Origin of the sequence: Kitasatospora sp. NPDC005748 (assembly GCF_040630735.1) — a bacterium.
Lineage (GTDB): Bacteria > Actinomycetota > Actinomycetes > Streptomycetales > Streptomycetaceae > Kitasatospora.
Genome location: NZ_JBEXYD010000019.1, coordinates 74,338 through 86,839, shown reverse-complemented (window position 1 = coordinate 86,839; position 12,502 = coordinate 74,338). Strand labels below are relative to the sequence as shown.

Genomic DNA, 12,502 nt, shown 5'->3' with positions numbered 1-12,502 from the left:
CGATAGCTCCAGGCCCGGTCAGCGGGCCAGCTGCTCGGGGCCGGTGGCCTTGCACGCCCGCACCAGCGGACCCCACGCCCCGATCAGCAGTGCGAAGTCCTCGGTGTCCGCCTGTGCCTCGTCGAGCAGGCGGTCCCGCAGGGTGAGCAGATGGTCGGCGAACTCGGCGTACTTGCCGCCGAGTCGGCGGTAGGCGCCGTCCAGGACGGACAGCCGGCGGACGTTCTCCGTCCGGTCCGTCCCGATGCTGCGCCGGACGGAGTCGGCGATCACGGCGACCCGTACGCGGTGCTCGTCGTCGAGCAGCGCACCGCCCGCCGCCTCCATGTCGAAGTACACCGGGTAGAGGTAGAGCATCGACAGCAGGAACTTGGTGAACCGCAGCTGGTAGGCGGTGAATCCGGCGCCCGTGCGGCGCTCGGGGGTGTAGTAGTTCACGATGTGCCGGTTGTGCACCACGCCGGGCAGGGTGGCGTCGCGCACCACGTGCAGGAGGAAGTAGTCGCTGCCGATGGTGTCGGTCGCGGACGGCAGCGGCAGGCGCTCGTACACCGCGTGGTCGAAGCCGATGTTGCACATGTCGACCCGCCAGATGTCCGGGAGGTCCAGGACGGCGCGGTCCTCGGTGAACGGGTCGGTGCCCCCGCCCACGAAGGAGTCGTCGACCAGCTCCCGCTTCTCCTCCTCCGACGCCCCGGCCGGCGCCCAGAGCGCGACGACCTCGTCGTAGACGGCCGGGTCCAGCTCGCGGATCTCGCCGATGTCGACGGAGAGTTCACCGACGAAGGAGCCGCCGACCATCGCCACCGGCTTCTCGGCGTGCGCCGGGTCGAGGGCGTTCTCGGTGACGCCGGCCGCCGCGTCGGCCGCCCGCTTCCCGAGGGACAGCAGCTCGTGGTGGATCGGGAAGACCGGCTTCCCGTCCAGGACCTGGTAGTGGCTGTCGGAGTCCCGGCGGTGGACGGAGCGGCAGCCGAGGGCGGCGGCGATCAGGAACGCCCGGTTGGTGCAGGCGCCGTAGGAGACGGCGTCCGGCAGCATCAGGTCGAGCACCCGGGCCGGTTCGGCGACCGCGGCGGCGTCGATCACCCGCCGCAGGAACGTCCGCTGCCGGGCTTCGTCGAGGTGGTGCACGACCACGCCCGCCGCCCCGGGCAGCGCGTCCACAGCCTTCGCGTGGACGGCGAACGTCGGCTCGTCGGAGGAGTCCAGCACCAGCAGGTGCACCTCGACGCCGAACTGCGCGGCGGCGTAGGCGGCTTCCTCGCCGATGGACGCGATGGTGTCGGCGCAGGCCCGGTTGGTGGGCAGGGTCAGGCAGATCCTGTCCACGCCGGCGGCCCGGTTCACGCGTCGCCGTCCGGGGTGCTGTGTCGGACGGTGTGCTGTGCGGTGTTCGGTTCGGTCTCCGGTCCGGTGCGCTGCTCGGCGTGCCAGGACTCCAGGCCCAGCAGTTTGGCGCCGAGGTCGCTCAGCCCGGCCTTGCCGTAGCGCAGCGACTCGTGCTTCCGCGGGTCGCCCACCAGCGTCTTGTTCCACGTCGGGGTGGAGAGGTCGCGCCAGGAGGCGATCCGCGAGGCCTTGAGCTCCTCGTGCTCCTCCAGCGCCGGCATCATCGAGAGGTACTGGACCGCCCGGACGCCCTGCTCCGAGGTGTTGCGGGCCACGCCGTGGGCGAGCAGGCCGTTCCAGATCAGCAGGTCGCCGGCCTTCAACTCGGGCCGCACGACCGGGAACTCCGCACGGTCGACGGCGGGCCGGATCGGGTCGCGGTCGGCCGGCTGAGCGGCCTGCCACTGGTTGAACCGCCGGAACAGCTCGGGGTTGCACTGGAAGCCGCCGTGGTCCGGCCGGGTGTCGTTGAGCGCGATGATCCCCTGGACGCGCTGTGGCAGGATGCCGAGCGTGGTGTCGACGTCCCAGTGCAGCTCGATGTCGAAGCCCTTGTCCGTCGCCTCGATCAGCGCGCGGTCACGGTTGCCGACGTTCGGCGGGTTGAGGTTGAGCCGGTCCAGCGTCACCCAGAGCTCTTCGCAGTCCCAGACGTCGACGAACGCGTCGTAGACCCGCTGCGCCTGGCGGCTGTCCCAGATCAGCTGGTGCTGGTAGGCCTCGACGAAGCCGTAGATGTGCAGGTGCTGGGCCAGTTCGTCGGCGAACTCCCGCTCCTCGTACCAGGTCTCCGGCCGCTCCGGGTCCAGGCCCTGGAAGTCCCAGGCGAAGTCCAGCAGCCGCTTCGCCGCCTCGGCCGGGATCGCCTCCCGGACGACGACGTAGCCGTACGTCTGCCAGAACGAGTAGTCCTCCTCGGAGAGCACGCGCAGCGGCCGCGCCTTCTCGATGTCCTTCAGCGGTGTCCTGGCGAGGTAGGTCTCGCCGTCGTTGCTGAAGTACGGGGTGTCGGAGGCGGCCCGATACAGGTATCCGTCAGGCTTCGGCATGCAATCACTCCAGAGGTCGGGAAACTACTGCGGCCGGGACGCGGCGCCGGTTCACGGGGCGGCTCCTGCGCCCGTACGCACCGCCGTTCCCGTTCCGCCGCGCGCACGGCGGCATCGCCGCAGGGCGGCGTCGGAGGACGGCCGACCGGCGGCAACGCGTGCTCGGGCGCGGACGGTTCGGGGCGCGGTGGCCACGAACGGCCGGCGGCGGACGGCTCCGGGGAGAGCGCGGCCGAAGGCGCCGGTCGGGTGAAGGGTGAAGGTGAAGGGGAGAGGGCGGAGGGTAGTTGGTCGGGGTGACGGGCGACGGGGCTTCGGACAGCGGGGAGGTTGCGGGTCTCGCGGTTCCCGGCGGCGCTCAGCGCGCGTGCGGTTCCTGCGGGGGTGGCGGGCCCGGTCGGGCCCTCGGGGCTGTCGCATCCAGGGACGGACCGCCCGTTTCCCGCGGGGACGGGGCCGGGATTCCTTCCTCCTTCTTGTGTTCGAAGCCCCCGACGCGTCGTTGACGCCCTCGGTGGACATGCGGCGGCGTCGGCCAACTCGCTTGTCCGGCACGGGGCATCGCCAGGACTTCCCACCTCGTCAAACTTGCTTCCCCTACGGTGGACTAGACCAACTTGTGGTGTCAACCCTTCTCCGGAGGAGGCTCGCGGCCGCCGTCGCGATCCGTGGGAACGGGCGGTGACCAGGCCGGAGTTGCGGCGGAGGAACGGCCTGCGCGGCCGGTGGCGACCCCTGCCCGAAGGCGCCGGGCGGTTGCCCTTTCGGGCAACCGGGGCATGAGCGGCCGCCGGGTCGGCGTTGGTGACGGGGATGGCGACGGCGCTGGAGCCAGTGACGGGCCGGGGTGGGGGGCGGGCCGGGAGCCGGCCTGTCCGGCGCCTAGCGGGCGTGGTCCTCGCGCCGGGCGTGGTCATCCGACGGGCGGCCCTGGGCGGTGCCGGTCGGTGGCGCCGGGTGGTCGGCCGGGGTCTGCTGCGCCGTCCAGGCCAGCAGCAGTCGCAGGGCGTCCTCGGACGGGCTGCCGGGCTCGGGCGCGTAGGTGATCAGCGCCTGGGCCGGGTCGTCGGCCGCCCGCAGGGTCTCGTAGGTCAATTCGAGCGTGCCGACCACCGGGTGGTGGAAGCGCTTGACCCCGGACGTCTTGTCCCGCACCGGGCGTTCGGCCCACCAGGTGCGGAACTCCCGGCTCTTCATCGCGAGTTCACCGATCAGCTCGCGCAGCCGCGGGTCGTCGGGCCGTCGGCCCGCCTCCATGCCCAGATGGGCCACGTTCCCCCGCGCGCACTCGTCCCAGTCCGCGTACAGGGAACGGGACTCGGGGTGCAGGAAGGTGATCCTGGCGATGTTGCGCGCGGCGGGTTCCAGGGCCGCGAAGTCGCCGAACAGCGCGCTCGCCGCCCGGTTCCAGGCCAGCACGTCCATCCGCTGCCCCATCACCAGCGCGGGCAGCTCCGGGAGGGACCGCAGGAGGGTCCGCAGCATCGGCCGGACGCGCTGCGGCTCCTCCGCCGCCGGCGCGGCCCGCCGCGTGGCGGCGGCCGGGCGGGCGATCCGGTGCAGGTGCCGGGTCTCCTGCTCCTCCAGGCGCAGCGCCCGGGCCAGCGCGTCGAGCACCGCCGGTGAGGCGTTGCGGACCCGGCCCTGTTCCATCCGGGTGTAGTAGTCGACGCTGACCCCGGCGAGTTCGGCGATCTCCTCGCGGCGCAGGCCGGCGACCCGCCGCCGGGCGCCCGCGCCGGGCAGGCCGACCTCCTGGGGCAGCAGCCGGGCGCGGCGGGAACGCAGGAAGACGCCGAGGGCGGTCGGGGAACTCATGTGCCGATTCTGGCCGACGCGCCGCCGTCGTGCCTGGTCCTGTCAGGACCAGGCACGACGATCGGCCGGGGCGCGGCGGTCGTGCGGGGGAACCGGTCGGTCGGCCCGGTCCGCCGCCGGGGCGTCGCCGGCCGGGCGGCCGTCGGCCCAGGTCAGGGTGGAGACGAGGGAGCGGAAGGCCGCCCGGTAGGTCCGGGGGCTGGTCCCCGTGTGGTGCTGGAAGTGGTGGCGCAGGTTGGCGGGCGTGCCGAGCCCCGTGCGGGTGGCGATGCGTTCGACCGGCTCGTCGCCGCGCTCCAGCAGGCGCTGCGCGAGCTGGATGCGCGCGCGGAGCAGGTACTGCAGCGGCGGCAGCCCGGTCTCGGCCCGGAAGCGCCTGGTCAGGCCGCGGACGGTGAGTCCGGCGTGGTCGGCGAGGTCGTTCAGCGTCAGCGGCCGGTCGAGGTGGGCCTCCAGCCACCGGAGCGTCGGCCCGAGCCGGGAGCCCCCGGGACCCGGTGCGCGAGCGGTACCGGTGGTGGCCGCCGACGCGGTGGTGGCCGCCGGCCCGGCAGGCCCGTGCAGCTCCAGGAAGACCTGCCGCTCCGTCTCGATGGCGACCGGCTCGCCGTGGTCCAGGGTGATCAGCCGCAGGCAGAGGTCGACCCCGCCGAGCACCCCCGCCGCGCTGTGGAACGGCGCCGCGTCCGTGACCGAGCCGTCCGGATCGACCTCGATCCGGGGGTGGCGCCCGGCCAGTTCGGCGGCGTACCGGCGGCCGGTCGCGGCCCGCCGCCCGTCCAGCAGCCCGGTGGCGGCGAGGGTGAACGTCCCCGTCCCGATCGCACCGATCCGGCTGCCCCCGGCCGCCGCGGCCCGCAGCGCGTCGACGACCCCGGGCGGCGGCTCCGCACGGAAACCGTCGTGGCCGGGCACCAGTACGGTGTCCGCACCCGCCAGCCCCTCCAGACCCCACGGTGTGTCGGGCCGGAACGGTGCCGGCGCCCCCGTCGTACGGAACCCGGGGCCCGCGCAGTACCGCACCTCGTACCCGACGTGCGGGTGGTGGCGCGCGGCGGCGCCGAAGGTGATCCCCGGCGCGGTGAGCTGGTGGCCCGGTACGCCGTCGAGGGCGAGGACAGCGATCACTGGCATGTCCAGAATTTAGCCCAGGGTGACATCGGGGCCGCTGTTCCGGGCGCGGGCCGGTGCGAAGGATGGGCGGTACGCGGCACCCGCACCGCCGGGGCGTCCGCGCCACTCCTGATCCGAACACCCAGAAGCGCGCTCACGCGCACCCCGAACGAAGGACCTGCCATGCCCGCTTTCAGCTCCCTGGCCCGCCGAGCGGCCCGCATCGCCACCGTCGCCCTGGCCGCGACGGTGTGCGCCACCGCCATGACCGGCAGCGCCGGAGCCATCGTCAACGGGACGGACGCCACCGGGCGCTACCCGTACATGGCCTCGATCCCGATGTCGGCTCCGACGCAGGGCCTGGCCGACGGTGTCTGCGGCGCGACACTGATCCACCCGCGGTGGGTGCTGACGGCGGGCCACTGCCTCGACCCCGAGATCGGCGTGGTCCTGGACGGCACCGTCCGGATCGGCTCGGACCGGCGCACGTCCGGCGGCACCGTGCGCACCATCGAGCGGACGATCACCCACCCCGGCTACGGGATCGGCACCGGCGCCGGTGGTGCCAACCAGGACGACCTCGCGCTGATCCGGCTGGACCGCCCGGTGAGCGAGCAACCCGTCCGGATCGCCGACCGCGCGGCCCGGCCCGGTACGCCGACCCGGCTGCTCGGCTTCGGCAGCGTCGCCGACGTGGACACCCCGCAGCGGGCCGAGTTCGCGAACCGGCTCCAGCAGTTGGAGACCCGCCGGGGAGCCGTCGACGAGTGCGCCCCCGGCCGGGCGGGGTGGCTGCGCCTCTGCACGGTCAGCCAGGTGCCGGGCGCGATGGCCTGCTTCGGGGACTCCGGCGGCCCGCAGCTGCAGAAGGGCCGGGGCGGGCGCTGGGAACTCGTCGGCACCACCTCGGGCGACGGCGACACCGACCCGACCTGTTCGACCGGCCCGGGCCTCTACACCAGCGTTCCGGCGTACGCGGACTGGATCCGGCAGACGATCCACCAGAACAGCTGACTCCCGGCGGCGGCAGCGCCGGGCGCTGCCGCCGCCGCACACCGCCCGGTGGGTACACCCGGGGCGGCCGCCGGGACGGTGGCCAGGCCGCCCCGGGCTTCGGGTACATTCCGGGTATGTCGGTCATCGCCGTCCTCGTGCCCGACGGGCTGCCCGGACACCACCTCACCACGCCGGGGCTGGTGTTCGGGACGGCGGCACGTGAGCACCCGGGGGTCGCCTACGAGGTGCGGTTGTGTGCCGCGCCCGGGCCGGTCGGGATCGGGCTGCCGGCGCCGCTGGGCATCACCGTCCCGCACGGGCTGGAGGGCCTCGCCGACGCCGACGTCGTGCTGCTGGCGGGGCGTGACGGCGCCCCGGTGGAGCCGCCGTCCGAGGTCCTCGACGTGCTGCGGGCCGCCGCCGCGCGGGGCGGCCGGATCGGCGCGATCGGCACCGGGGTGTTCACCCTCGCGGCCACCGGCCTGCTCGACGGCCGGCGCGCCACCACCGGTTGGCGGCACACCGCGGAACTGGCCCGGCGGCACCCCCGGATCGAGGTCGACCCGGTCGGCGCGGCGGTGGCCGACGGCCGCTTCCTCACCTCGGCCGGGATCTTCGGCGGGCTGGACGTCTGCCTGCACCTGCTGGCCCAGGACCACGGGGAGCGGACGGCCGGCGAGACCTCGCGGGAGCTCCTCACCCCCCTGCTGCGGCACGCGGACCGCGTCCAGGAGGGCATCGACCGCGAACTCGCCGACAGCGCGGGCCTCGAACCGACCCTGCGCTGGCTGAAGGCCCGCCTCCACCTCCCGCTGACCCCCGCCGACGTCGCCGCGCACGCCGGAATCAGCGTCAGCAGCCTCAACCGCCGGTTCCGTGCCCAGGCCGGCGTCAGCCCGCCGCAGTACCTGCTCCGGCTGCGCCTGGACCGCGCCCGCGAGCTGCTCACGGAGACCGACGAGCCGGTGGAACGGGTGGCGGCGCTGGCCGGTTTCGCGTCGGCCGCGAGCCTGCGGCAGCACTTCGCCCGGCTGACCGGCACCACGCCGCGCTCCTACCGTGCACGGCACCGGGCGGCCGCCGGGGCGCCCGCCCCCGGGTCTACCCCGTAGCCAGGACCCGCGCGAGCGCCGCCCGCCCGGCCGGACCCCAGGTCCGCTGCCCACCGGGGAGGCCGCGCTCCCCGGCCAGGCCGATGCCGATCAGGGAGAGGCAGCGCAGCAGCGCCCAGCCCCGGGCGCGCAGCACCGTCGCCGTGTCCACCTCGGCCGCGGTGGCCTCGGCGTAGGCGTCGAAGAAGCCGTCCGCCGCGCCTTCGGGCAGGAGCAGCCAGGCCGCCGCGAGGTCCGCCGCCGGGTCGCCGGCGCAGAGTTCGCCGAAGTCGAGCACGCCGGACAGCGTTCCGTCCGTGACGACGACGTTCGCCGGGTGGAGGTCGCCGTGCAGCCAGCGCGGCGGGCCCTCCCGGTCGGGCGCGGCGACGGCCTCCGCCCAGACCCGCCGGACGTCTGCCGCGACGCCGTCGGCGACGAGGTGGAGCTGCTGCTCGAAGCCGCCGGCGGCCTCCCTGGGCGGAGCGCCCCGGTTCGAACCGGGGAACGCGCCGGCGGGCGCCTCCCGATGGAGCGCCGCGAGGAACTCCGCGAGCACGCCCGCCGCGTGGTCGCCACGCTCGATCGGCGCCCGGTCGGCCGGCTCGCCCGGGACCCAGCGGACCACGCTCCACGGCCGGGGGAAGAGCGCGGACGGCTCACCGGCCCGAACGTGGACCGGGATCGGCAGGGGCAGCCGCGGGGCCAGCACGGACAGCCACTCCCGCTCCTTCCGCAGCAGCTCCGGCGCCCGTTCCGTGCGGGGGATCCGTACGGCCAACTCCTCGCCGAGCCGCCACTGCTGGTTGTCCCACCCGGCGTCCACCCGGCGGATGTCCAGCCCGGCGAGGTCCGGGTGCTGCTCCCGCAGGAGTTCCCGCATCAGGGTCTCGTCGATCGCGAAGTCGGTCATGCGGGGCTCCGGGTTCCTGTGCTGTGGAGGGTCATGGTGCCCCGGGCGGGGGGAGCCCGATTGCCTCGTTCGGGTGGTCTCGGGTCGATTCCCTGGCGGAGGTGGCGAGTTGGGTATTACCGTGCGGCCATGACCGAGCTCGTCCGCCGTCGTCACGTCGACTACGGCCGCGTGTCCAGCGCGAGTTGTCCGCTCGACCGCTGACGTACGGCCTTCCGCGCGCGCCTCTCCCGTGCCCCGCGCTGTCGCCGTCCGGTCCCGCGAGCCGGCCCCGTGTCCCGAAGCGCCCGAGGCGGCCACGCCGTTCCGGCGTACCCGCCGGTGCCCCGCGGTCGGGCGCCTCCCGCGGTGAACCCTTGTCCTCGCATGTCCTCGCATGTCCTGGAACGTCCTCGAACGTCCTTGAAGGAGACAGTCATGACCGAAGTCGGTGCCGCCACCGAGCACTACCTCCGCAACAACGCCGCCTACGCGGTCGACTTCCAGGGGCCGCTGCCGCTCCCGCCGGGCCGCCGGAGTGCCGTCCTGGCCTGCATGGACGCGCGGCTCGACGTCTACGCGGCGCTCGGGCTCGACGAGGGCGACTCGCACGTGATCCGCAACGCCGGCGGCGTCGCCACGGACGACGCGATCCGCTCGCTGGCGATCAGTCAGCGGCTGCTGGGCACGCAGGAGATCATCCTGATCCACCACACCGACTGCGGCATGCTGACCTTCGGCGACGACGCCTTCCGGGAGTCGATCCGGGAGGAGACGGGCATCAAGCCGCCCTGGGCGGCCGAGGCCTTCGCCGACCTGGAGGCGGACGTCCGGCAGTCCGCCGCCCGGATCCGGCACAGTCCGTTCGTCCCGAGGACCGACGCCCTGCGCGGCTTCGTCTTCGACATCGCGACCGGGAAGCTCGCGGAGGTGGTGCTGTAGCGGGGTGAGCGGTCCCGGTGCCCCGCCGTCGTGCCATGTCGCGCGGGCGGGGTGCCGGGGCCGTCACCAGGCTTGGGCGGCCAGCCAGTCGGCGATCGCGCCGCCGATCGCGTCGGGCCGGTCCTCGGGGGCGTGGTGCCCGGCCGGGCCGCAGTGTTCGACGGTCAGATGGCTGATGTGCTCGCGGCTCCAGGCGATCACGGCCTCGTCGATCAGCAGGGTCGGCGAGGAGTCGAAGGTCAGCAGCAGCTTGGGTACGTCCGTGCTGTTCGCGAGCCACATGCCGTAGGCGGTCATCCGGGCGACGACGTCGGCCGGCTCGCCGTCGATCGGCATCATGCGCGGCCAGGCGAGCAGCGGGCGCCGGCTCGCGGGGGTGGGGTAGGGGGCGCGGTACGGCCGGATGTCCGCCTCGGCGAGCGGGGTCAGCACGCCGCCCGTGAACGCGGTCTCGATGAGGACGTTCTGTTCGAGGACCAGCCGCTCGCCGACCCCGGGGGTGCGGAACGCCTCGAAGCGGGCGCGGGCGGGCGCGGGGAGTTCGGCGGCTGTGAGGGGCTTGAGCATGGTCTCCAGCAGGACCACGCCGCGTACCCGCTCCGGGTGGCGGGCAGCCCGGTCGAGGGCGAGAGCGCCGCCCCAGTCGTGGCCGACCAGGACGACGTCCCGCAGGTCCAGCGCGTCGAACCAGGCGTCCAGGTAGCGGGCCTGGTCGGCGAAGTCGTAGGCGATGTCGGGCTTGCCGGAGGCGCCCATGCCGATCAGGTCGGGGGCGAGGGTGCGGGCGCGGCCGGCGACGTGCGGGGTGACGCCGCGCCACAGGTGGGAGGAGGTCGGGTTGCCGTGCAGGAAGACCACGGCCGGGTGGCCCGGGCCGCTGGCGGTGCCGGCGGCGGGGGTGCTGTCCGTGTAGGCGATGTGGGAGTCGATGACGTCGACGGTGGGCATGGCCGGTCCTCTCGCGGTGCCGCGTGATTCGTTTGCTGTAACAACGTTCGTGGCACTAACGGTTTCGATGTGCTCCCTACCGTATGCCGTTAGTGCGACTAACGCAATGAGTAGAATCAGGGCCCATGGACACCCAGGGCGCCAAGGGCCCCACCCCGAGCCGGACCCCGACCTCGACGGGCTCCGCTGCCGCCCTCCGCGACGCCGGCCCGGCCGACCATCCGGCGCCCGCCCGGGTGCGCGCACTGCCGAGCAGGCTGCTGGCGATGAACGCGATGTACGCCGACCGCCTGGTGGGCGACGGCCTCGCCGCCGAGGGCGCCCGCAAGTGGCACTTCGTGGTCCTGGTCGCCCTCGCCGAGGCAGGCCCGGCCAGCCAGTCGACGCTCAGCCGCCGTACCGGCGTCTACCGCAGTGACATGGTCGCCGTCGTCAACGACCTCGCCGACCGCGGCTTCGTGGAGCGCACGCCCGATCCTGACGACCGCCGCCGCAACGTCGTCACGGTCACCTCGGAGGGGCGTGGGTATCTGCGCCGCCTCGACGCGATCGTCGACGCGGCGCAGGAGGAGCTGCTCGCGCCGCTGAGCGCCGCCGAGCGCGGCACGCTGACCGAGCTGCTGGCCAGGCTCATGGACCACCACGCCAAGGTGGCGCCGCCCGGCTCCGCCGGCTGACCGCCCCGGGCCCGGCCGGTCAGAGCAGGCCGAGGTGGTCCAGGGCGAGGTAGGCCGCGGCGGCGTCGGTCAGCTCGCCGGTGCGGAGCACGCGGGTGCGGAACTCCGCCAGGTCGAGCGTCATGACGTCGATGAACTCGGTTCCCTCGGGCGCCGGTTCGGCGACCCGGACGCAGTCGGTGGCGACGAAGGCGAACCGGTGGGCGTCGGAGTAGGCGTCCAGCCAGTACTGCCCGACCGGCTGGATCTCGCCCCGGTAGCCGGTCTCCTCCAGCAGTTCCCGGGTGATGGCGTCGACCGGGAGTTCGCCCGGCTCCAGCAGGCCACCGGGCAGCTCGTACAGCACCCGGCCGGGCCCGGGCCGGTACTGGCGGGCGAGGACGACCCGCCGGTCGGGAGTGAGCGCGAGCACCGCACCGGCCGGGCTTTCGCGCTTCAGGTAGAAGTCCGCCCGGCTGCCGTCCGGCAGTTCGAAGTCGACCCGGTCGACGGACCGGCCGAACTTGCCGAAGACGGTGGCGCGTTCGAGCTCGCGCCAGGGTGGGGTGGGGGTCTCGGTCGCCATGGCCAGGACTGTACGGCCCCGGCCGGGCGACTCGGCGGACGGCGGCGGGCGGGTGGGCGGGCGGCCGCGCGACGGCGGGTGGGCGACGGCGGGTGGCGGGGGCGGGCAGGATGGGCGGATGGACACGGTGACGATCAGCGACGAAGACCGCCGGCTCCTCGGAGCCTGGACCGCAGACTGCGCCGAGCGCGTCCTGCCGCTGTTCGAGGCGCGGGCCCCCGCCGACACCCGCCCGGGCGAGGCGATCGACGGCATCCGCGTCTTCACCCGCGACGGGAAGCGGACGGGGAGGCTCCGCGCCGTCGCCCTCGCGGCGCTCGCAGCCGCGCGTGACGTCGCCGACCCGGCGGCCACGGCGGCCGCCCGCGCCGCGGGCTACGCGGCGGCGAGCCCCTACATCCACCCGCTGGCCACCCCCCACCAGGCGAAACACGCCCTCGGCCCGGCGATGTACGCGGCGCACGCGCGGGAACTCGCGGCGGCCGGCGACCGGGCGGCCGGTGATGCGGAGATCCGGTGGGCGATCGAGCACGCACCGCCCGCCGTCGGCGCGATCCTGCGCCAGCTGCCGCCCTTCACGCCCGGCCGCAGCCGCCTGGACGCCTTCCGCGACCGCCTCGAAACCGAGCTGCGGGGCTGATCGGGGGCCCGGCCCTGGAGGGCGGACGGCCGCCCGGGGCGGCGGCGGCCGGGCGGGGCCTGCCGGGCTGCGGAAGGTGCCGAACCACCAGCAGGGGGAGCGGTGTTCGGCGCGGTCCGGCTACGGGCCCTCGATGCCGACGACGGTGCCGAACGGGTACCTGGTCGAGGTCGTCCACGCCCCATTACACGACCGGGCCGGCGCCCCGGCGATTGCGCTCGTCATCGGCGGGGTGGAACCCGAACTCAACCCCGGCGATCTCCACCCAGGCGTAGACGGACCCGGTGTCGCTGAGTTTCGTCTTCACGGGCACGCCCAGGAACTCCCCCCACCGCGGGCCGACGCCCCGGGGTCGAGCGCGAAGGTCATCACGGTGGTG

Annotated in this window: 13 protein-coding genes; 5 read left to right on the top strand and 8 right to left on the bottom strand. The window is 74.6% G+C overall.

Features of this window, described 5'->3' with window-relative positions; all coding sequences use genetic code 11:
* Positions 1-18: 18 nt before the first annotated feature.
* From ABZ495_RS17020 to ABZ495_RS17005, 4 genes are all read right to left on the bottom strand, one after another.
* Positions 19-1,332: a DUF6271 family protein gene (locus ABZ495_RS17020; protein ID WP_359809672.1), complete on the bottom strand. Its 1,314-nt coding sequence runs from the start codon at positions 1,330-1,332 to the stop codon at positions 19-21.
* A gap of 14 nt (positions 1,333-1,346) precedes the next feature.
* Complete coding sequence (locus tag ABZ495_RS17015) at positions 1,347-2,441, bottom strand: phytanoyl-CoA dioxygenase family protein (protein ID WP_359836588.1); 1,095 nt, start codon at positions 2,439-2,441, stop codon at positions 1,347-1,349.
* Between the two features lie 882 nt (positions 2,442-3,323).
* Positions 3,324-4,259 carry a helix-turn-helix transcriptional regulator gene (locus ABZ495_RS17010; protein ID WP_329486756.1) on the bottom strand — a complete coding sequence of 312 codons (936 nt, stop codon included), beginning with the start codon at positions 4,257-4,259 and terminating at the stop codon, positions 3,324-3,326.
* A 42-nt stretch (positions 4,260-4,301) separates the two neighbouring features.
* Positions 4,302-5,393, bottom strand: a complete 1,092-nt coding sequence (locus ABZ495_RS17005; protein ID WP_359836584.1) for a helix-turn-helix domain-containing protein — start codon at positions 5,391-5,393, stop codon at positions 4,302-4,304.
* A gap of 162 nt (positions 5,394-5,555) precedes the next feature.
* Between ABZ495_RS17005 and ABZ495_RS17000 the strand changes: the two genes are divergently transcribed.
* Together ABZ495_RS17000 and ABZ495_RS16995 are read left to right on the top strand one after the other, a co-directional pair.
* On the top strand, positions 5,556-6,386 hold the full coding sequence (locus tag ABZ495_RS17000; protein WP_359836582.1) for a serine protease: 831 nt from the start codon (positions 5,556-5,558) through the stop codon (positions 6,384-6,386).
* Positions 6,387-6,502: 116 nt separating this feature from the next.
* Positions 6,503-7,480: an AraC family transcriptional regulator gene (locus ABZ495_RS16995; protein WP_359836581.1), complete on the top strand. Its 978-nt coding sequence runs from the start codon at positions 6,503-6,505 to the stop codon at positions 7,478-7,480.
* Here the strand turns inward: ABZ495_RS16995 and ABZ495_RS16990 are convergent.
* Positions 7,470-8,372, bottom strand: a complete 903-nt coding sequence (locus tag ABZ495_RS16990) for an aminoglycoside phosphotransferase family protein (RefSeq protein ID WP_359836579.1) — start codon at positions 8,370-8,372, stop codon at positions 7,470-7,472. The two genes, ABZ495_RS16995 and ABZ495_RS16990, sit on opposite strands and share 11 nt — an antisense overlap.
* 417 nt (positions 8,373-8,789) lie before the next feature.
* Between ABZ495_RS16990 and ABZ495_RS16985 the strand changes: the two genes are divergently transcribed.
* Positions 8,790-9,293, top strand: coding sequence for a carbonic anhydrase (locus ABZ495_RS16985; protein ID WP_359836577.1), 504 nt, complete (start codon positions 8,790-8,792; stop codon positions 9,291-9,293).
* 63 nt (positions 9,294-9,356) lie between these two features.
* On the opposite strand, the gene ABZ495_RS16980 is transcribed toward ABZ495_RS16985, so the two are convergent.
* Positions 9,357-10,241 (bottom strand): haloalkane dehalogenase, encoded by an 885-nt coding sequence (locus ABZ495_RS16980; protein WP_359836575.1) that lies wholly within the window; start codon positions 10,239-10,241, stop codon positions 9,357-9,359.
* Positions 10,242-10,366: 125 nt separating this feature from the next.
* Between ABZ495_RS16980 and ABZ495_RS16975 the strand changes: the two genes are divergently transcribed.
* On the top strand, positions 10,367-10,918 hold the full coding sequence (locus ABZ495_RS16975; RefSeq protein ID WP_359836573.1) for a MarR family transcriptional regulator: 552 nt from the start codon (positions 10,367-10,369) through the stop codon (positions 10,916-10,918).
* Positions 10,919-10,937: 19 nt separating this feature from the next.
* Here ABZ495_RS16975 and ABZ495_RS16970 read toward each other — a convergent pair whose 3' ends face one another.
* On the bottom strand, positions 10,938-11,483 hold the full coding sequence (locus ABZ495_RS16970) for an NUDIX hydrolase (RefSeq protein WP_359836570.1): 546 nt from the start codon (positions 11,481-11,483) through the stop codon (positions 10,938-10,940).
* A gap of 118 nt (positions 11,484-11,601) precedes the next feature.
* On the opposite strand from ABZ495_RS16970, the gene ABZ495_RS16965 reads away from it, so the two are divergent.
* Positions 11,602-12,123 carry a putative immunity protein gene (locus ABZ495_RS16965; RefSeq protein ID WP_359836568.1) on the top strand — a complete coding sequence of 174 codons (522 nt, stop codon included), beginning with the start codon at positions 11,602-11,604 and terminating at the stop codon, positions 12,121-12,123.
* A gap of 184 nt (positions 12,124-12,307) precedes the next feature.
* Here the strand turns inward: ABZ495_RS16965 and ABZ495_RS16960 are convergent, their stop codons facing one another.
* On the bottom strand, positions 12,308-12,436 hold the full coding sequence (locus ABZ495_RS16960; RefSeq protein ID WP_359809302.1) for a hypothetical protein: 129 nt from the start codon (positions 12,434-12,436) through the stop codon (positions 12,308-12,310).
* Between the last annotated feature and the right edge of the window lie 66 nt (positions 12,437-12,502).